This is a genomic window from Haliea sp. (assembly GCF_040221975.1).
Taxonomy (GTDB): Bacteria; Pseudomonadota; Gammaproteobacteria; order Pseudomonadales; family Halieaceae; genus Haliea.
In genome coordinates, this window is the sequence record NZ_JAVJWR010000036.1 from 298,513 (window position 1) to 316,361 (window position 17,849).

Consider the following 17,849-nt stretch of genomic DNA (forward strand, 5'->3'; position numbering starts at 1 on the left):
CCTAGTTTTCCAGCTCATAGGTAAACAAGTTCTGCACGCCGGCCACCTCAATGGGCTCGCCGTCCACAACCCGCGGCCGGTACTTGAACTTCTCCGCGGCCTTGACGGAGGCCGACTCAAATACCCCCGAGGGCTGGCAGTCAACCGCACGCGGATCGCGAATGGAGCCGGTGCGGGTTACCGTATATTCGACGATACAGTAGCCCGAAATGCCGCGGGTCTGGGCCCGCCGTGGATAGACCGGGGCGACCTTCACAATGGGCAGGTACTCACCATCGCCACTGATTCCCGTGGCACTGATCTGCACATTGACCTGGGCCCTTGGTGCAGTGTTCACCACGTCCAGGTCCATGTCCATGTCGATATCCGGTGTCGGCAATTCAGGTGGCGGCTCTTCCGGATCTTCCACCTTGTCGGGCTTCGGCTGCTTGACGTTAACTTCGATCTCATCTTCGGGCACGATAATATCGGCAATCTTTCTCGCCTCGACATCTTCCTGCTCGTACTCGGTATTGATGAGGCTGTGCATCAAGAAAAACAGACCGATCGCAACGGGAACCGCTACCAGTGCACCGACCAGCACCCTCACAAAGCTACTGCCCATTACCATTAAACCTCGTCATCCGTTGAAATGCACGGCGGAGCTGTCAGCATGGGCCGCAATTCATCAATCAGTTGTTCCACGACATATGCCGGCGTCTCACGGTCAACCTGGACCACCACGTTCGCCTGTGGTGCCTCTTTCTTGGCTGCTTCAGCCAGGCGCATGGCCCGATCCAGCGATACGCGGTTCTTGTCATAGTGAATCTCGCCACGACTGTCGACCGCGAAGATGATGGTACCGCGCTCGCAGGCTTCGGTGGTTGTGGCCTGGGGCTTCATCAATTCGACACCCGGCTCCTTGACGAACGAGGACGTCACGATGAAGAAAATCAACATGATGAACACGACGTCCAGCATGGGCGTCAGGTCGATGGTGCTTTCATTGCCGGCGGGCTTGCGCGCGGCGCCTTCTCTCATGCTCATGGCTACTGCTGCCCTCCGCTGGCCCAGTTGACCGAAGGTGCGCCCGCCTCGCGAGCGGCATCGGCCACGTCAACGACAGTACCGGACCGGGCACCTTTCTCGACCTTGATGGTGACGCCCTGTTCCGGATCGTTGGCCAGCAACCGCTGGATATTGGCGCGCACCGCGCGCGTGTCAACCCGCCGATTCTCCATCCAGATCTGGTCGTCACTGCGAATCTGGACCAGGATGCTGGTGGCGTCGCTGGGGTCGGACTTGGAGGCGTCGGGCCGGTTGATCTCAACCCCTGCCTCCTTGATAAAGGACGCCACTACGATGAAGAAAATGAGCATGATAAACACGACGTCCAGCATTGGCGTCAGGTCGATCTCTGCTCCTTCCTCTTCATTATGTCTTGCAAGTCTGCGCATCTGATAGCTACCTTTGGACGCCCGTTCAGTGATCGGACGTCAAGTTATCCTGAAGATATTCCTGTTCCCGCGTCGCCATGCGAGTGATGTAGGTGTTGGCGAAGAGCCCGGACAGTGCGGCTACCATGCCGGCCATGGTGGGGATGGTAGAACGCTCCACCCCGCCGGCCATTGACTTGGCATCACCACCGCCGGTCACCGCCATGACGTTGAACACCTCGATCATCCCGGTCACGGTACCCAGCAGGCCCAGTAGCGGGCACAGTGCCACCAGCGTTGCGATCACCGGCAGATTGGCGTTGATCGCCTCGCGGCTCTGGGACAGCAGGCGCATGCGCACCTGCTTGGCGTTCCAGGACTTGCGCTCGGGGCGCGCTTCCCAGGCCTTGATCACCTCGAAGACTTCCTTGCGCCAGGTAAAGGTGAAATACCACAGGCGCTCAAAAATCAGCGTCCACATCACGAACACGAGGATAGCGATGAGCCAGAGCACATCCCCGCCCTTGTCCATAAAGGCGAGTACGGCGTCGAATATACCTCCCATGGTCGAACCCCTGTCTACTTGGCGTTGGCTTCGGAGTGCTCTGCCACGATGCCGGTCGCCTGCTCATTCAGTACGTGGATGATGCGCTGGGCGCGACCATTCACGATCGTATGCAGCAGCACGGTCGGGATCGCAACCAGCAGGCCCAGAACGGTAGTCACCAGGGCGCTGGAGATACCGCCGGCCATTGCTTTCGGGTCGCCTGCACCAAAGATGGTGATGGCCTGGAAGGTAATGATCATACCGGTAACCGTACCCAGCAGACCCATCAACGGCGCCACCGCAGCGATGATCTTCAACAGGGTAAGACCCGATTCCAGCCGCGGAGTTTCGCGCATCACGCCCTCGGCCATCTTGAGCTCCAGGGTCTCGGGATCCATGCCCGGGTTGTCCTCGTGAACCTTGAGCACGCGGCCGAGCGGGTTGTTGCTGTTGGCAGTTTTGCTCTTCAGCTGGCTGCTGACCTTGGCGCCGACCACGGACAGGACGATCAGGCGGAAGATGGCCAGAATAAAGGCAAACACACCCACCGCAGTGATCGCGTAGCCGACGTAGCCGCCCTGGTGCCAGCGCTCTTCCAGCGTCGGGCTGTCGATGATGGCCGCCAGGAAGGAACCGCCAGTCGGACCGGTGGGGTCGATTCCAAATGTGTGCATGCCGCTGTCCGCGTGGGCCAGAGTCTCGGCCCAGCTGGTATAACGGCCGGCTGGCTGGCGCGGAAGCACGCTCAAGGTATCATTGTTGTAGGCAAGGTAGTTGCCCTCCATGTCGATGACGTTGAACGCACCGACACGCACTACTTCACGCTCTGAGCGCTCGCCCGCGGCACTGGCCACTTCGGCGGTGAACTCCGCCACGTTGCCGGTCTCGGTGATTTCCCGCAGCAGTTCGTACCAGACGCGCTCGATTTCCTCGATGCGCGGCAGCTTGTCCGAGTTGCTCATCTTGTTGATCAACTCGCGGAGAAATTCTCCCCGGTCGGGATACTGCGCAGACACCAGTGAAACTTCGAAAGTGGACGCGAGGTCACCAGAGGCCGCCGTCAGGTGGCCAAACAGTTCGGTGAGGGAGCCGAGGCGCTCACGCAGCTGATCCTGCTTGGCCGCCACCAGCAGTTCGTTTTCCTCAAACTGGTTTTCCAGCCGGGTGGATTCCTCCTCCTGGCGAGTGCGCTCGGCCTCAGCCTCCCGCAGCAAGCGTGCCTGGTCGGCCTTGGCAGCGGCGAACTCTCTTTCCCGTGCGGCGTTCTCGCGCGCCTCGGTCGCCTGGCCCTGCTTTACCAGGCCGAGCAGTTCATCGAGAGTCGCGGCCTCCTCCTGGGCATTGGCTGCTCCGGAAATGGCCAGCGCACCGCCCAAAACCAGGGCTGGAAAAATCTTGTTCAGCGCTTTCATTATTCAGCCTCCGGTGCATGTACGGGCATGTTGAGAAGATCGATAGTGGCCTGGCGGTTGGCAATCCGTACGCCCTTGCGGATCTCGGCGGCGTAGTCGCCCGAATCCAGCGGCTCCCAGCTCCTGGTGTCGTTGTTCCAGACGCCGCTTTCATTGCCGTCGGTGCTCTGGTAGACCAGGGAAATCCGGCCGATGCGGAGGAAGTCCACTTCGCGGACGGAGCCGTTGATTTCGATGGCATCACTGTAGGTATCGAAGCCGCGGCCGTACTGAAGCTCAATATTGTAGGCTTCCAGCACCTGGCGGAACTTCTCGGCTACCGCCAGATCGGAGCGGTCGACGTTGTTGCGCAGGAACGCAATGCGCTCAAGACGCTCTTCGAGATTGAAGGGGACATCCAGCTTGATGAATTGCTCAAGGCTGTCAATCATGCGGATCACCAGCGGCGTCATCTGCCGCTGGATAACCGTGACTTCGTTGATGGACTCCTCGATGTCGTCAATGCGCCGCAGCTGGTTGTCGATCTGCCGCTGCAGGCGCGCGTTGTAGACCTTGAGGCCGTCAACCTGCTTCATGACCGCCTTGTAGTCGGTCAGCAGGTCGCGGGTTTCGTCCGCCAGGCGGTCGATCCTCACCTGCGACTCTCGCGCAGCCTCGTTGCGGGACTCCCCGACCTCCAGGATGGCGTTGAGGTTATTGGCTTGCACTGCTGCCGCGGCACCGAAAAGGGTGCCGGTGGCTACCAGCGCAGCGATCAATGCGTTCTTCAATCGATGCATAGTCATGGGAATTGTGCTTCCTATTTCCAACAAGAGTGATTCAGAGCTGAGACAGCGTGACTCGGTACTAGGTTATACGATACTGCGTTGTAAAGTGGAAAATTCTGGGTCGGTAAACCGAGGTGAAGAATTTAAACCCATCACACCGTCATTTTCAATCAATCACAGGCAGCGTTCTGGTCATTTCCCCAAAACGGGTAGAAAGGTTACAGTAAAACCCGCCGCAATTGCCGAAAGTAACATTTGTTGGCGTCAAGCAACTGCATGCTCATGCCTCCGCCCGCTCATAAACCACAAAAGCATAGGGATATGGGTTGTCAGAGGTCGCCGCGTGCTCTTCCCTGGCAATTTCCCGCCAGGCAGCGGGATTCAGCGGCGGAAACCAGGTATCGCCGGCAACTTCCGCGTGCACTTCGGTAACATAGAGGCGGCTCACCAGAGGCAGGGCTGCCGCATAGACCTCCGCGCCACCGATAACCACGAGTTCCTCCGCCCCGCTCGCCGCCGCGAGCGCCTGGCCAGAGTCCAATGCCGCCTCGAGGGAAGCGGCCACCGCAACGCCTTCAGCGGACCAGTTGCCGCGCCGCGAAATCACGATGTTGGGGCGTCCCGGCAGCGGCCTGCCAATGGACTCGAAGGTCTTCCGCCCCATGATGACGGGCTTGCCGAGCGTGGTGCGCTTGAAATAGCGTAAATCTTCGGGCAAGTGCCAGGGCAGGCCATTGTCGCGGCCAATAACCCCATTGGCGGCCATGGCGACCATCAAGGCAAGCCTGGCAGTAGTCACCGCTAGATCGCCACCGGCGCGGCGATGTGCGGGTGTGGATCGTAGTCGTGCAGGCGGAAGTCCTCGAAGCGGTAGTCGTAAATCGAGGGCGGCCGACGCAGGATTTCCAGCCGCGGCAACGGCCTTGGCTCGCGAGACAGTTGCTCGCGCACCTGGCGGAGGTGGTTACTGTATATGTGCGAGTCGCCGGTACAGATGACGATCTCGCCTGGCTCAAGATCGCACTGCTGGGCGAGCATCAGGGTCAGCAGGGCCAGGCTGGCGGTGTTGTAGGGCAGTCCCAGGAAGGAATCGCTGGAGCGAATCAGCAGCTGGGACGACAGCTTTCCCTCCGCCACGTAGAACTGGTACAGGAGGTGACAGGGAGGCAAAGCCATCCGGCCCGCCCTGACATTGTCCTGCGGGCTCATTTTCTCGTCCGGCAGGAACTCGACGTTCCAGCCGTGAAACAGGATGCGGCGACTGTCGGGATTGTTGCGCAGGCAGTCGAGCACGTAATCGATCTGATTGATGCTGCCACCGTCGCGGGTCGGCCAGGCCGTCCACTGGGCACCGTAGATCGGCCCCAGATCACCCGTCTCGGTAGCCCACTCGTCCCAGATGCTGACCCCGTTCTCTTTCAGCCAGCGGGTATTGGTGTCGCCACTGAGAAACCAGATCAGCTCGTTGACGATGCTCCTCAGGTGCAGTTTCTTGGTGGTAAGCAGCGGAAATCCGTCCGCCAGGTCGTGGCGAAACTGGCGCCCGAACACCGACAGGGTGCCAGTACCCGTGCGGTCACCCTTGACGGTACCGTGATCGAGAATATCCTGGAGCAGGTCAAGGTATTGCCTCATTTACGCGCCCCCCCGACGGTCAATCCCGGGCGACGATAGGCCCACCACAGCAGGAACAGGCCCAGCGCCAGCATCGGCAGGCAGAGCAGCTGGCCCCGGGTGAGCCAGCCAAAGGCCTGGAAGCCGATGTGGGCGTCCGGCTCGCGGAAAAACTCGGCGAGAAAACGCAGGCTACCGTAGCCCACGCAAAACAGCCCGCTGGCGGCCCAGGTCGGGCGCGATCGGGAAGTGAACCAGAGCATGATGAAGAACAGCAGCAGGCCCTCGAGGGCGAACTGATACAGCTGGGATGGATGGCGCGCCAACTGCAGCGGGTCATTGGGGAACACCATTGCCCAGGGCACATCCGCGGGTCGACCCCACAGCTCCTGGCCGATGAAATTTCCCAGCCTGCCCAGCGCCAGCCCCATCGGCGTCAGCAGGGCGGCGAGATCCAGTACCGTCCCTGGCGCCAGGCCGCGGCTGCGGGCAAACCAGAACAGGGCGACGATGACCCCGAGCAGGCCACCGTGGAATGACATCCCGCCCTGCCAGACCTGCAGCAGCCAGAGAGGATCCTCCAGCAGGCGTTCACCGCCGTAGAAGAAGGCGTACCCGATACGGCCACCCAGCACCACCCCCAGGGCGCTGAAAAAAACGAGGTCATCGATGTGCTCTCGCTGCAGCGGCACATCGGGCCGGGCACTGCGCCTGACACCCAGCCACCAGGCAAAAACCAGCCCTGCCAGGTAAGTCAGTCCGTACCAGTGTACCTGGGCGGGACCCAGGGAGAAGGCAACGGGGTCGATATCGGGGTAAGGCAGCATAATCTCCAGTCTTCGGCACGTGGTGCGGGCAGTGCCGGCAAGGGCTCCCCGACCGGCCGCGAGTCAGGGCCGCTCATTATCGTGTACGCGAGCCCGATTCACAATTGCGGCGACAGCTGGCAGGATGCAGTCCTGATCCAAGGAGTGCGACCCCGCGATGTGCCTGATTGTATTCGGCTGGCAGGTGAGGCCCGACTTTCCCCTGGTGGTGGTCGCCAATCGCGACGAGTTCCACCGCCGCCCCACCGCGCCCTCAGGTTTCTGGCCGGAGCACCCGCAGCTCGTTGCCGGCCGCGACCTGGAAGCGGGCGGAACCTGGATGGGAGTGACCCGCCAGGGCCGCTTTGCGGCGATCACCAACTACCGCGACCCAAGTCGCAGCCTGCCCGCGGCCCGCTCCCGGGGCGAGCTGCCGCTGGCATTTCTCACCGGCAGTGACACGCCGGAAAGGTTTTTGCAGCAGCTGGCGGACAGGGCCGGCGACTATGCCGGCTTCAACCTGCTGGTGGGCTCCGAGGGGCACCTCTGGTACTTCAGCAACAGCAGCGGCGAGAATCGGCCGCGGGCGCTGGCCCCGGGACTCTATGGGCTCAGCAATGCCCGCCTCGATACCCCCTGGCCCAAACTGGAGCTGGCGAGATCGCGGCTCGCGCCCCTGCTCGCCACCCCCGCGCTGAGCCACGAGGCGTTGCGCCGGGCGGTATCTGATCGCCGCCTCGCGGCAGAGGAGGACCTGCATCCGCTGGGCCTGAGCAATGGCATGGACAGGCAACTCTCGGCCCAGTTTATCGTCACCGCGGAATACGGCACCCGCTCGACCACCAGCCTCTGGCTGCAGCAAAGCACCGACACGGGTAGCCTGGCCGCCAGCTGGGAAGAGCTCAGTTTTGACCCGGCCGGGCGTGAAATCGGCCGCAGTAGCCTGGCGTTCAGCTGCGCCAGTGCGGCTCAGACCGGCGGCGCATGAATGAACTGCTGCAGCCCGCGCTCGGTCATCAGGCGCTGGAGCCGCTGGAGCACCGCAGCGGAGTGTTCCAGCAGCATGACTTCCGCCAGCAACTCAAGGGCGTCGGTACGGGTGATACTGCGCAGGGTTTTCTTCACCCTCGGAAGCGCGGTGGCATTCATGGACAGCACCTCGTAACCCATCGCCAGCAGCAGTACCGCGGCCAGCGGATCACCGGCCAGCTCACCGCAGATACTGACCGGCTTGCCCTCCGCGCGCCCGGCTTCAGCCACAGTGCACAGTGCCTGCAGTACCGCGGGGTGGAAGGAGTGATAGAGATCCGCCACCCTGGAGTTGTTCCGATCCACCGCCAGCAGGTACTGGGTGAGGTCGTTGCTGCCCACCGACAGAAAGTCCGCCCGCCGCGCCAGGGCCCGCGCCTGGTAAACCGCGGAGGGCACTTCAACCATCACCCCGATGGGCGGCAGCGCCACCTCCGTACCTTCCTGCACGATCTCCCGGTGACCGCGGTGAATCAGCCCCATGGCCTCTTCCAACTCGGCAATATTGCTGATCATGGGCAACATGATGCGCAGATTGCCAAGGCCGGCATTGGCCTTGATCATGGCCCGGACCTGGGCCAGAAATATTTCCGGGTGATCTAGCGTCACGCGAATCCCGCGCCAGCCCAGAAACGGGTTGTCCTCCGCTATCGGGAAGTAGGGCAGCGCCTTGTCGCCACCAATATCGAGGGTGCGCATCGTGACCGGCCGCGGGGCAAAGGCTTCCAGCTGCTCGCGATAGATCTGGCGCTGCTCTTCCTCACTGGGAAAGCGGTCGCGCAGCAGGAACGGAACTTCGGTGCGGTACAGGCCAACACCCTCGGCACCCTGTTCCAGCGAACGGGTGACATCCGCCATCAGCCCCGTGTTGACCCACAGCGGCAGGCGATGGCCGTCGAGGGTCTCGCAGGGCAGATCCCGCAGCGACTCCAGGTCCCGGGATACGGCCTGGTCCTGGTCCGCCAGCTCCTGGAATCGCGCGCGCACTTCCGGCAGGGGGTTCAGGTGCACGATGCCATTGTAGCCGTCGATCACGACCTCGCGGTCCTGAAGCCGGGTATAGGGCAGGTCCACCGCACCCATGACCGTCGGCACCCCCATCGCCCGCGCCAGGATGGCGACGTGCGAGTTGCCGGAACCGCGCACCGAGATCAGGCCGGCGAGCCGCTCCCGCGGCACTTCTCCCAGCGCCGAGGCCGTCAGCTCCTCGCCTACCAGAATGGTCTGCTCGGGATAGGTCTTGAGCTCTTTTTTCGCTTCGTCCTGCAAGTAAGCGAGTACTCGCGTACCCAAATCCTTTACGTCTACCGCGCGCTCCCGCAGATAACTGTGCTCCATCCGTTCAAAGTGACGGATGTGCCTGATCATCACTTCACTGAGAGCCCCCTGCGCCCACTGCCCCGCCTTGATCAGGCGGGCGACTTCGCCGCCGATCGCGGAGTCATCCAGTATCCCCAGGTAGACATCGAACAGGGCGTGGTCCTCCGGGCTCATTTCCCCGCGCAGGTTTTCCGATACCGCTTCGATATCACTGCGCACCGCCGCCAGCGCCACCTTGAATGCGCGCAGCTCCTGACGCCGGCTGGCGGCCTTCTTGCGGGGTACCGCGTACAGGTCCGCCACCGGAGACACCACCACGGCGGTGCCGATGGCGATTCCCGGCGCCCCGGGGATACCATTGATCCGGGCGGGGCCGCCGGCGCCGGCGCGCAGCTCCTCCTGCACCGCGCCGGTCACCCTGGCGTGGGCAATGACACCCGCGAGCTGGGCCGACATGGTCACCAGGAAGGCCTCTTCGCTTTCATCGAAGCGGCGCCGCTTGGCCTGCTGGATGACGAGGACCCCCAGCACGTCGCGCTGATGGATTATCGGTACGCCGAGAAAGGCGTGGAAGGATTCCTCGCCCAGGCCCTCCAGCAGCTGGAAGCTGGAGTGGCGCTCGGCGTCCTCGAGGTTGACCGGCTCCTCGCGGCTGGCGACCAGGCCGACCAGGCCCTGGCCGGGCGCCAGGCTGGCCTCGCCGATCTGCTCCGGATTCAGGCCCTCGGTAGCGCGGAATACCAGGCGCCCACTGTGCTCGTCGCGCATGTAGACGCTGCAGACCTCGGTGCCCATGGCATCGCGAACCCGCTTGACGATGATATTGAGGGCATCGTTGAGCCCCTCGGCGGCGTTGACCTCCTGGACAATGTTGCGGAGCGTCTCCAGCATCATTGCCGCCATCAGGTTTGGTCCCGGGTGATGCGGGCCAGCGGCGGCGCCAGCTCCTTGAGAGCACTGCGGTAGACTTCACGCTTGAAGGCCACCACCTGGTTCAGCGGGTACCAGTAACTGACCCATTGCCAGTGGTCGAATTCAGGCTTGCTGTTGGCGTCCAGGCGGACAGCGTCATCGGCGACACGCAGGTGCAGCAGGAACCATTTCTGCTTCTGGCCGATACAGAGCGGCTCCTGCCCCTTGCGGACAAACCGCCGGGGCAAGCGGTAGCGCAGCCAGCCGCGGGTTGCCGCAACGACCCGGACCGCGTTCTCGGCCAGACCCACTTCCTCTTCCAGTTCACGAAAGAGGGCCTGTTCGGCCGATTCACCCGCATTGATCCCGCCCTGCGGGAACTGCCAGGCATCCCTGCCACCTATGCGCCGCGCCCACAGCAGCTGGCCGGCGTCATTGGCCAGCATGATGCCGACGTTGGGCCTGAATCCATCCGAATCAATCACCAGATACTACCTTCTTATTCAGGCGGGCTATTGTTCCACACTTTCCCGCCGCCGGGAAATTTACTCCGGACGCTGGCCACGCTATCCTGCGGGGCTGCCTGGAGGAACCATGACCCTTGCCATCTTTGACCTCGACAACACCCTGATCGGCGGCGACAGCGACAACCTCTGGGGCCAGTTCGTCTGTGAACAGGCCCTGGTGGACAGCGATTCCTTTGCCCGCGACAACGAGCGCTTCTACCGCGATTACCAGGCCGGCACCCTGGACGTCGATGCCTACCTGCGCTTTGCACTGGGCCCCCTGAAAGGCCGCTCACCGGCGGAGCTGGCACCGTTGCACCGACAATTCATGCGGGAAAAGATCGAGCCCATCATGCTGCCACAGGCGCTGCGCCTGATCGACAGCCACAGGCGCCAGGGGCACAGGCTGCTGGTCATCACCGCGACCAACCACTTCATCACCCGCCCCATTGTCGACGCCCTCGGCATCGCCGACCTGCTGGCCTGCGAGGCGGAAATCAGCGATGGCCGCTACACCGGCGAACCCGTTGGCATTCCCTCCTACCACAGCGGCAAGGTACTGCGCCTGCGGGCCTGGCTGCAACAGCAGCAGCTGGATCTGGCCGGAAGCTGGTTCTACAGTGACTCCCACAATGACCTGCCGCTGCTGGAGCAGGTGGACTACGCGGTGGCGGTGGACCCGGACCCGATCCTGAAAGCGCGGGCCCTGGAAGCCAACTGGCCGATCATATCCCTGCGGGACTGAGGCGGCGCGCAAACACCGATTTCAGGTACCCGGTTTCCGGGATCAGCGGGTGCACCGGGTGGTCCGGCCCCTGCCCGCCCTGTTCCAGTATCCGCAGCTCGCAGGCGCAGCGCCGGGCCGCACCCTGCATGGCGGCCAGCAGGTCCGCCCGGGCCAGGTGCATGGAGCAGGACCCCGACACCAGCACCCCGCCGGGCCGCAGCACCCGGAGCCCGAGTTCATTGATCCGCTGGTAGGCCTTGATGCCCTTCTTGATGTCCTTGCGCCGCTGGATGAACGCGGGCGGATCCAGGATCACCAGGTCGAAGCTCTCGCCTTCGCGCTGCAGCGCCTGCAGGGTCTCCGCCGCCTGGCCCTGGCGCACGTGGACCCGGTCGTCGAAGCCGTTCAGGGCGGCGTTGTCCAGCACACCCTCCAGCGCGGTCGCCGAGCTGTCGACAAAGTGCACCTCACTGGCGCCGAAGGCAGCGGCCTGGATGCCCCAGCCGCCGATATAGCTGTACACATCCAGCACCCGCCTGCCCGGCGCGTAGCTGGCGAGGCGCGCCCGGGCCATGCGATGGTCGTAGAACCAGCCGGTTTTCTGGCCGTGGAATACCGGCACCTGGAAGGACACGCCATTTTCCCGCAGCGGCACGGTCTCCGGCACCTCGCCGTAGAGGACCTCGACCCGCTCCGCCAGGTTCTGCTCCCGGCGGCTGCGGCTGTCCGCGCGCAGCAGGAGGCCCAGCGGCTGCAGCAACGCCACCAGTGCCGTCACGATCTCCGCCTGGTAGCGTTCGATGCCGGCATTGTGGAACTGCAGCACCAGGTAGTCGCCAAAGCGGTCCACCACCAGCCCGGGGATGCCGTCGCTGTCGCCGTAGATCAGCCGGTAGCAGGCATCCGCCAACAGCGCCTCGCGGCTGGCCAGGGCGCGGGCCGCCAGTGCCTGCAGCCAGGGGGCATCCAGGGCCCGGTCCTCGCCGGGTGCATAGACTCGCGCGCAGATCAGTGCCTGCGGCTCCATGTAGGCCGAACCCAGCAGTTCGCCGCCGGCCCTGCGCACAGCAACCCTGTCACCAGCGGTAAACGCCTGCAGCGGGCTGCGCTGGACATCGACTTCATTGGAATAGACCCAGAGGTGGCCCGCACCGAGACGACGCTCAGCCCCGGGCCGCAGGAACAGATCGGCGCTCACTCGTCGGCACAGTGCTCGGTGTAATCCTCCGCACTCAGCAGATTGTCCAGTTCAGCGGTATCATCGGGCTGGATACGATAGAACCAGCCGTCGTTGTAGGGATCCCCGTTGACGGTTTCCGGCTCGTCTTCCAGGGCATCGTTGATCGCAATGACCTCGCCACTGACCGGGGCGTAGATATCGGAGGCGGCCTTGACCGACTCCACCACCCCGGCCTCGTCCCCCGCCGCCAGGCGGTCGCCTACTTCAGGAAGCTCGACAAAGACCACGTCGCCCAGGGCTTCCTGGGCGTGATCCGTGATGCCAATGGTCACTGTGCCATCCTCCTCGAGGCGCGCCCACTCGTGGCTGCTGGCGTATTTCAGTTCACTGGGGGTCTGGCTCATGGTGCATCCTCTCGTTCGGGATTCGGCTGCCGCCGGGGCTGGCGTAGCCGCACATTCTAACGGCAGGACCATGAAAAACAATGCGCTCCTGCAGGGCCCGGGAATGCCGGCTACTCGCGGTCCACTACGCCCATGGCCTGCTGCATGAGGCGCTGCTTCAGCGGGCGCGCACGATCCACCCCCCGCATGCCGGCGTTGCGCAACCAGCGCAACGGCAGCGCGGGCTGCTCAAACAGGCGCTTGAAACCCTCCATGGCCAGCATCATCGTCAGGTTCTCGCCCTTGCGGCGACGCTGGTAGCGCTTCAGCACTGCCAGGCTACCCGGTACCTCGCCCCGCTGCCGGGCCCGCAACAACTCCTCCGCCAGCACCGCGACATCCTGCAGGCCGAGGTTGATTCCCTGCCCGGCCAGGGGGTGAATGGTGTGCGCGGCATCGGCAACCAGGGCCGCCCCGGGCTGCACGTAATCCAGTGCATGGCGCTGGCGCAACGGAAAGCAATGGCGCCGGGAGCAGTCGAGAACCCTGCCGAGCCGCTGTTCAAAGGCCCGTTCCAGAACACTGCAGAACTCCGGCCCGGCCAGCGCCATGAGCCCCTCTACCTGCGCCGAATCGATGGACCAGACCAGCGAGCAGTAGTGCGCCCCGTCGGTCCCGGGCAGCGGCAGGAACGCCAGCGGCCCCGTGGGCAGGAAGCGCTGCCAGGCGGTGGCCCCGTGATCGTGCTCTACCTGCACCGTGGCGACAATGGCGTGGTGGCCGTAGTCCCACTCGCGGGTGCGAAAATCAAGCAATTCCCGCACCCTGGAGTTGGCGCCATCGGCTGCCACTGCCAGTCCCGCCCGCAACTGGCGCCCGGATTCCAGCTCCAGCAGCACGGCGCCCGCCACATCGCGGCTACAGGCCTGCAGCCGCTCAGGCGCCAGCATGCGTATATCTGCGCAGGTCTGCAGCTGGCTGCCCAGCGACCGCACCAGCGCCCGGTTCTCGACGATATGGCCGAGGGCGGTGGCACCGACATCGCTGCAGTCAAAATCAATCGCGCCAGTGCCGTCCGCATCCCACACCGTCATGTGCCGATAGGCGCAGCTGCGGTAGTCTGCCACACCCTGCCAGGCGCCCCACTGCGCCAACAGGGCCTGCGAGCGCGGATTCAGGGCCACCACCCGCGGGTCGAAATCCTCCAGGGCCAGCCCGGAGGGCAGCGCTGCGGAATCGTGCGGCTGCGCCTCGATCACCACGATCGACAAACCGTGGCCCGACAACGCCAGCGCCAGCGCACTGCCGGCAATACCGGCACCGACAATCGCCACATCGCACAGCAGCGGCTCAGCCACGTGTGGCCTCCAGGCCGGCAGCGTGCTCGACGAAAGCGCGCTTCAGCGGCGCCACCCAGTCGAGGCCGGAGAGGGCCAGATCCCGGGCCAGCGCCAGCATCGGGTCAGCGTGCATGAACAGGGCCGGCAGGCGGTCACTGAACTGGATGGTTCGCAGCTGATCCTGCCGCTGCCGCTCCCGGTAGCGCTGCAACACCGCCAGTGAGCCCGGGCTCTCCCCCGCCGCCACTGCCGGCGCCAGCACCCGGCCCAGGGCGGCAATATCGCGCAGGGCCAGGTTGAAACCCTGTCCCGCTACCGGGTGCAGGGCGTGGGCGGCATTGCCCATGATCACCACGCCGGCCCGCACCTGTTCTTCACAGTGCCGCAGGGACAGCGGATAGGCCTGGCGCGCACCCGCCTGCAGCAGGCGTCCGAGACGGTAGCCAAAGCGCTGTTGCAGGGCACCCAGAAACGCCTCATCGGTACCGGCGAGCAGGCTCTCAGCCCGCTCCGGGGGCAGCGTCCACACCAGGGCACTGCGGTTGCGGGCAGCGGCGGCGGGCAGCAGCGGCAGCAGTGCCAGCGGCCCCTCGTCGGTAAAGCGCTCGAAAGCGCAGCCGTTGTGCGGCTGCGCGGTGGCGATATTGCAGATCAACGCGTGCTGGCGATAGGGTTTTTCACTGCTGCTGACGCCAAGGCGCTGGCGCAGCCCGGAATCGGCGCCGTCGGCCACCACCAGCAAAGCCGAGCGCAGGTGCGCAGGGGCGGCGCCCTCAAGCACCAGATCAACCCCGTCGGCGCACGCCGTGGCGGCGACCACTGTCGCCGGATTCAACAGCTCCACCCGGCCCTGGCCCCGCAGAGCGTGCAGCAGGGTCTGGCCCAGCCAGGGGTTCTCAACCACATGTCCCAGCGCCTGCCAGCCATAGTCCCTGGCCCGCAGCAGGGTGCTGCCAAAATGCCCGCGGCTGGACACATGAATGGTGGCGATGGGGCACAGCCAGCGCTGCAATGCCGGCCACAGGCCCATGTCCTGGTAAATCAACTGCGAGCTGTAACTCAGGGCCGTGGAGCGGGCATCAAAGGACGGATGGTAATCGGGTGTCGAACTGGCCGGCGGCAGGGCGAAGCCCTCCACCAGCGTGATGCTGGTCGTCGCAGGCAGCAACCGACCCAGCTCCAGGGCCAGGCTGATACCCACCATGCCACCACCCGCTATGACAATGTCTCTCTGTTCGGTCACGGGGTCGGGCCTGTCATCAGTGCTTCAATCGCATCGGGATGGCGCGGCACCCCGCCGGTCAATACCCGGCAGCCGGTGTCCGTTACCACCACATCGTCCTCAATCCTGATCCCTATGCCGCGCCAGCGCGGCGCTACCCGCGTGTTGTCGGGAGCGATGTAGATCCCCGGTTCAACTGTCAGCACCATGCCGGGCTCCAGCTGCCGCCACTCGCCCGCGACCCTGTAGTCGCCGACGTCATGGACATCCAGCCCCAGCCAGTGCCCGGCGCGATGCATGTAGAACTCCTTGTACGCCTCCGCGGCGATCAACTCCGGTACCTCACCCTGCAACAGCCCCAGATCGCGCAGGCCCCGGGTGATCACCTCCACAGTTGCTTCGTGAGGCGCGTTCCAGTGATTGTCCGGACGCACCGCCGCAATTGCCGCCTGCTGCGCTTCCAGCACAATGTTGTAAATGGCGCGCTGCTGACGGCTGAAGCGCCCGTCCACCGGGAAGGTGCGGGTGACATCCGCGGCATAGCCCTGGTATTCGCAGCCCGCGTCAATCAATACCAGGTCACCCTTGCGCAGGGCGCGTGCATTTTCCGTGTAGTGCAGGATGCAGCTGTTGGGGCCACTGCCAACGATACAGGGGTAGGCGGGGTAACGAGCCCCAGCGCTGCCAAATTCGTGCAACAGCTCCGCCTCCAGCTGGTACTCGAAGACTCCGGGGCGGGCATGGCGCATGGCCCGGCAATGGGCGCGGGCGGTGATCTCACCGGCATGCTCCAGCAGGCGCAGTTCGGCCGCGCTCTTTTTCAGCCGCAGATCGTGCAGCATGTGGTCGAGATCGGTAAATTCGCCCGGGGGCACCGCACCGCTGGATTCCTTGCTGCGGATCAGGTTGACCCAGGCCATGATCCGGCGATCGAAGTCGGTACTGCGTCCCATGGAATAGTAGACCCGCTCCCGGCCCTCGATCAGGCCCGGCAGGATGTCGTCGATGTCGCCGACGGGAAAGGCGTCGTCGGCGCCATATTCCGCGCAGGCTCCCTCGGGGCCGGCGCGGTACCCGTGCCAGAGCTCCATCTTCGGATCGCGTTCGTGGCAGAAGATTACGTACTCGCCATGTTCGCGACCCGGTACCAGCACCAGTACCGCGTCGGGCTCGGGAAATCCGCAGAGGTAATGAAAGTCACTGTCCTGGCGGAAGGGGTACTCCGTGTCCCGGCTGCGCAGCTGCTCCCTGGCGGCGGGAATGATTGCAATACTATTGGACTCCATCAGCGCCATCAGGCGCTGGCGGCGGCGCCTGAATTCGCTTTTGCTGATTTTCACTACACTCACCGGCTCCGGCCCCGCAGCCCGGCTAGTGCCGGACATCGGACCCCCGCACCGCCTGCTCGCGGTCTTCACGCCGGGCGCGGCTGTCGAGGAACACATTGACCGCGGCAACCCGCATGTACTCCACCAGCTCGGTATAACTGGTTTCGGCTTCGTCGCCGTCCTCCGGAAGGGCGTCCGCATCGGCCTGGGCCAGGGCCGCAAAGTCGCGCAGGATCTCGGTGCTGTCACCGGGCAGCGTTTCGGCGCCGGTACCCGACACGGCAATGGCGCGGGCAAAGCCGGCCAGAAAGCCCTGACACCAGTGCGCCAGACACTGGGTGCGCACCGCCAGCTCATGGCTCTCATCCGGCAACAGCGGGCAGAAGTCGAACAGGTCCTCGCCGAGGGCCTCCTCGCTGAGCGTATAGAGCTGCATGACCTCGTCGGCCAGGTCGCCGTGCAAATCCAGCTCCAGCGCGTGGTTGACTGCGGCGAGCCCGGCCCCCGGATCAGCACTGTGACCCGCTGCCAGCAAACCGACCAGGCAGCCGTGCAGTTCCGACGGGGAAAGCGCCACCCCCTGCTCCAGCAACTGGTCCGCCACTTCATCGAAAACGAACAGCCCGGTCTCGCCCGGTAATCTGTCAAACATCCAGCAAACTCCCGAAGCGCCTGCCGCACCTCTACTGAAAACTGCAAAAAGGCTGGCAGGCTATTGAAATTCCATAACTTTTGCTGCGTTGACCTGTTCCACAGCCGGCTCTATAGTAAGCCCTATATTCACACAGCCCAAGTACAGCGTCATGGCAGATACCCCGCTTCAGGCACTGGAGTCCAAAATCGACGAATTGATAGCCCTGTGCCGGGAGCTCAATCGTGAAAACCAGCGCCTGCAAGACGAGAACAATGGCTGGCGGCGGGAACGGCAGGATCTCATCAGCAAGAACGAACTGGCGCGGTCCAAGGTCGAATCCATGATAGCCCGCCTGCGGTCAATGGAGTAATGCCAGTGAATCCCGTCAACACGGTCTCGGTACACATTCTCGACAAGGAATACCAGGTAGCCTGCCCGGAAGAGCAGCAGGCCGAGTTGATTGTCTCGGCCCGCTATCTCGACAAGCAGATGCGTTCCATCCGCGACAGTGGCAAGGTGATCGGCCTGGAGCGCATAGCCGTGATGGCGGCGCTGAACATCAGCCACGAACTGCTGCAAGCCTCCGATCAGGGCGGTGGCTCCGGGGCGGCGGGGGGCATCGATCACCAGGCTGTCCAGGGTCTGCAGCGTAAAATTGACCAGGCCATGCACCAACTCCGCCAGCTGGAGATCAACTGAGTCCCAAG

General features: G+C 64.1%; 21 protein-coding genes. 4 read left to right on the forward strand and 17 right to left on the reverse strand.

Annotation, left to right across the window (positions count from 1 at the left end; translation table 11 throughout):
- Nucleotide 1 precedes the first annotated feature (1 nt).
- From RLO07_RS19535 to lgt, 9 genes are all read right to left on the reverse strand, one after another.
- A complete protein-coding gene (locus RLO07_RS19535; RefSeq protein WP_462293828.1) occupies nucleotides 2-604 on the reverse strand; it encodes an energy transducer TonB in 603 nt (200 codons plus the stop codon).
- 5 nt (nucleotides 605-609) lie between these two features.
- Nucleotides 610-1,026 (reverse strand): ExbD/TolR family protein, encoded by a 417-nt coding sequence (locus tag RLO07_RS19540; RefSeq protein WP_462293829.1) that lies wholly within the window; start codon nucleotides 1,024-1,026, stop codon nucleotides 610-612.
- A 2-nt stretch (nucleotides 1,027-1,028) separates the two neighbouring features.
- The gene (locus tag RLO07_RS19545) at nucleotides 1,029-1,436 is read right to left on the reverse strand and encodes an ExbD/TolR family protein (protein WP_462293830.1); all 408 of its coding nucleotides are present in this window, start codon (nucleotides 1,434-1,436) and stop codon (nucleotides 1,029-1,031) included.
- Nucleotides 1,437-1,461: 25 nt separating this feature from the next.
- The gene (locus RLO07_RS19550; RefSeq protein WP_462293831.1) at nucleotides 1,462-1,980 is read right to left on the reverse strand and encodes a MotA/TolQ/ExbB proton channel family protein; all 519 of its coding nucleotides are present in this window, start codon (nucleotides 1,978-1,980) and stop codon (nucleotides 1,462-1,464) included.
- Nucleotides 1,981-1,994: 14 nt separating this feature from the next.
- Nucleotides 1,995-3,374, reverse strand: a complete 1,380-nt coding sequence (locus RLO07_RS19555; protein ID WP_462293832.1) for a MotA/TolQ/ExbB proton channel family protein — start codon at nucleotides 3,372-3,374, stop codon at nucleotides 1,995-1,997.
- Nucleotides 3,374-4,159, reverse strand: a complete 786-nt coding sequence (locus tag RLO07_RS19560; RefSeq protein WP_462293833.1) for a DUF3450 domain-containing protein — start codon at nucleotides 4,157-4,159, stop codon at nucleotides 3,374-3,376. The genes RLO07_RS19555 and RLO07_RS19560 overlap by 1 nt, the downstream gene beginning before the upstream one ends.
- A gap of 262 nt (nucleotides 4,160-4,421) precedes the next feature.
- The gene (locus RLO07_RS19565; protein ID WP_462293930.1) at nucleotides 4,422-4,916 is read right to left on the reverse strand and encodes a dihydrofolate reductase; all 495 of its coding nucleotides are present in this window, start codon (nucleotides 4,914-4,916) and stop codon (nucleotides 4,422-4,424) included.
- A gap of 26 nt (nucleotides 4,917-4,942) precedes the next feature.
- Nucleotides 4,943-5,776: a thymidylate synthase gene (locus RLO07_RS19570; protein WP_462293834.1), complete on the reverse strand. Its 834-nt coding sequence runs from the start codon at nucleotides 5,774-5,776 to the stop codon at nucleotides 4,943-4,945.
- Nucleotides 5,773-6,582, reverse strand: a complete 810-nt coding sequence (lgt, locus tag RLO07_RS19575) for a prolipoprotein diacylglyceryl transferase (protein ID WP_462293835.1) — start codon at nucleotides 6,580-6,582, stop codon at nucleotides 5,773-5,775. The genes RLO07_RS19570 and lgt overlap by 4 nt, the downstream gene beginning before the upstream one ends.
- Before the next feature lie 157 nt (nucleotides 6,583-6,739).
- On the opposite strand from lgt, the gene RLO07_RS19580 reads away from it, so the two are divergent.
- Nucleotides 6,740-7,549, forward strand: a complete 810-nt coding sequence (locus RLO07_RS19580; protein ID WP_462293836.1) for an NRDE family protein — start codon at nucleotides 6,740-6,742, stop codon at nucleotides 7,547-7,549.
- Here the strand turns inward: RLO07_RS19580 and ptsP are convergent.
- A complete protein-coding gene (gene ptsP, locus RLO07_RS19585) occupies nucleotides 7,531-9,801 on the reverse strand; it encodes a phosphoenolpyruvate--protein phosphotransferase (protein ID WP_462293931.1) in 2,271 nt (756 codons plus the stop codon). The genes RLO07_RS19580 and ptsP overlap by 19 nt on opposite strands.
- An 11-nt stretch (nucleotides 9,802-9,812) precedes the next feature.
- Nucleotides 9,813-10,307 (reverse strand): RNA pyrophosphohydrolase, encoded by a 495-nt coding sequence (locus RLO07_RS19590; RefSeq protein ID WP_462293837.1) that lies wholly within the window; start codon nucleotides 10,305-10,307, stop codon nucleotides 9,813-9,815.
- Between the two features lie 109 nt (nucleotides 10,308-10,416).
- Here RLO07_RS19590 and RLO07_RS19595 point away from each other — a divergent pair, with 109 nt between their 5' ends.
- Nucleotides 10,417-11,073 (forward strand): histidinol-phosphatase, encoded by a 657-nt coding sequence (locus RLO07_RS19595; protein ID WP_462293838.1) that lies wholly within the window; start codon nucleotides 10,417-10,419, stop codon nucleotides 11,071-11,073.
- Here the strand turns inward: RLO07_RS19595 and RLO07_RS19600 are convergent.
- From RLO07_RS19600 to RLO07_RS19625, 6 genes are all read right to left on the reverse strand, one after another.
- The gene (locus RLO07_RS19600) at nucleotides 11,054-12,253 is read right to left on the reverse strand and encodes a class I SAM-dependent rRNA methyltransferase (protein WP_462293839.1); all 1,200 of its coding nucleotides are present in this window, start codon (nucleotides 12,251-12,253) and stop codon (nucleotides 11,054-11,056) included. The two genes, RLO07_RS19595 and RLO07_RS19600, sit on opposite strands and share 20 nt — an antisense overlap.
- A complete protein-coding gene (gcvH, locus tag RLO07_RS19605; protein WP_462293840.1) occupies nucleotides 12,250-12,639 on the reverse strand; it encodes a glycine cleavage system protein GcvH in 390 nt (129 codons plus the stop codon). Before gcvH ends, RLO07_RS19600 begins: the two co-directional genes overlap by 4 nt.
- 110 nt (nucleotides 12,640-12,749) lie before the next feature.
- On the reverse strand, nucleotides 12,750-13,976 hold the full coding sequence (locus tag RLO07_RS19610) for a UbiH/UbiF/VisC/COQ6 family ubiquinone biosynthesis hydroxylase (protein WP_462293841.1): 1,227 nt from the start codon (nucleotides 13,974-13,976) through the stop codon (nucleotides 12,750-12,752).
- Nucleotides 13,969-15,201 carry a 2-octaprenyl-6-methoxyphenyl hydroxylase gene (gene ubiH / locus RLO07_RS19615; RefSeq protein WP_462293842.1) on the reverse strand — a complete coding sequence of 411 codons (1,233 nt, stop codon included), beginning with the start codon at nucleotides 15,199-15,201 and terminating at the stop codon, nucleotides 13,969-13,971. Before ubiH ends, RLO07_RS19610 begins: the two co-directional genes overlap by 8 nt.
- Complete coding sequence (gene pepP, locus RLO07_RS19620) at nucleotides 15,198-16,520, reverse strand: Xaa-Pro aminopeptidase (protein WP_462293843.1); 1,323 nt, start codon at nucleotides 16,518-16,520, stop codon at nucleotides 15,198-15,200. Before pepP ends, ubiH begins: the two co-directional genes overlap by 4 nt.
- Nucleotides 16,521-16,551: 31 nt before the next feature.
- On the reverse strand, nucleotides 16,552-17,160 hold the full coding sequence (locus RLO07_RS19625) for a UPF0149 family protein (RefSeq protein WP_462293844.1): 609 nt from the start codon (nucleotides 17,158-17,160) through the stop codon (nucleotides 16,552-16,554).
- 151 nt (nucleotides 17,161-17,311) lie between these two features.
- On the opposite strand from RLO07_RS19625, the gene RLO07_RS19630 reads away from it, so the two are divergent.
- Nucleotides 17,312-17,512, forward strand: coding sequence for a TIGR02449 family protein (locus RLO07_RS19630; RefSeq protein WP_462293845.1), 201 nt, complete (start codon nucleotides 17,312-17,314; stop codon nucleotides 17,510-17,512).
- A complete protein-coding gene (locus RLO07_RS19635) occupies nucleotides 17,512-17,841 on the forward strand; it encodes a cell division protein ZapA (RefSeq protein WP_462293846.1) in 330 nt (109 codons plus the stop codon). The genes RLO07_RS19630 and RLO07_RS19635 overlap by 1 nt, the downstream gene beginning before the upstream one ends.
- Nucleotides 17,842-17,849 lie beyond the last annotated feature (8 nt).

Coding starts and splice junctions, on each gene's coding strand:
- RLO07_RS19565 (WP_462293930.1), bottom strand. CDS start 4,916: ATGGTCGCCATGGCCGCCAATGGGGTTATTGGCCGCGACAATGGCCTG.
- gcvH (WP_462293840.1), bottom strand. CDS start 12,639: ATGAGCCAGACCCCCAGTGAACTGAAATACGCCAGCAGCCACGAGTGG.
- RLO07_RS19630 (WP_462293845.1), top strand. CDS start 17,312: ATGGCAGATACCCCGCTTCAGGCACTGGAGTCCAAAATCGACGAATTG.
- RLO07_RS19545 (WP_462293830.1), bottom strand. CDS start 1,436: ATGCGCAGACTTGCAAGACATAATGAAGAGGAAGGAGCAGAGATCGAC.
- RLO07_RS19540 (WP_462293829.1), bottom strand. CDS start 1,026: ATGAGCATGAGAGAAGGCGCCGCGCGCAAGCCCGCCGGCAATGAAAGC.
- RLO07_RS19570 (WP_462293834.1), bottom strand. CDS start 5,776: ATGAGGCAATACCTTGACCTGCTCCAGGATATTCTCGATCACGGTACC.
- lgt (WP_462293835.1), bottom strand. CDS start 6,582: ATGCTGCCTTACCCCGATATCGACCCCGTTGCCTTCTCCCTGGGTCCC.
- RLO07_RS19580 (WP_462293836.1), top strand. CDS start 6,740: ATGTGCCTGATTGTATTCGGCTGGCAGGTGAGGCCCGACTTTCCCCTG.
- RLO07_RS19535 (WP_462293828.1), bottom strand. CDS start 604: ATGGGCAGTAGCTTTGTGAGGGTGCTGGTCGGTGCACTGGTAGCGGTT.
- RLO07_RS19550 (WP_462293831.1), bottom strand. CDS start 1,980: ATGGGAGGTATATTCGACGCCGTACTCGCCTTTATGGACAAGGGCGGG.
- RLO07_RS19560 (WP_462293833.1), bottom strand. CDS start 4,159: ATGACTATGCATCGATTGAAGAACGCATTGATCGCTGCGCTGGTAGCC.
- RLO07_RS19595 (WP_462293838.1), top strand. CDS start 10,417: ATGACCCTTGCCATCTTTGACCTCGACAACACCCTGATCGGCGGCGAC.
- RLO07_RS19635 (WP_462293846.1), top strand. CDS start 17,512: ATGCCAGTGAATCCCGTCAACACGGTCTCGGTACACATTCTCGACAAG.
- RLO07_RS19555 (WP_462293832.1), bottom strand. CDS start 3,374: ATGAAAGCGCTGAACAAGATTTTTCCAGCCCTGGTTTTGGGCGGTGCG.
- ptsP (WP_462293931.1), bottom strand. CDS start 9,801: ATGCTGGAGACGCTCCGCAACATTGTCCAGGAGGTCAACGCCGCCGAG.
- RLO07_RS19625 (WP_462293844.1), bottom strand. CDS start 17,160: ATGTTTGACAGATTACCGGGCGAGACCGGGCTGTTCGTTTTCGATGAA.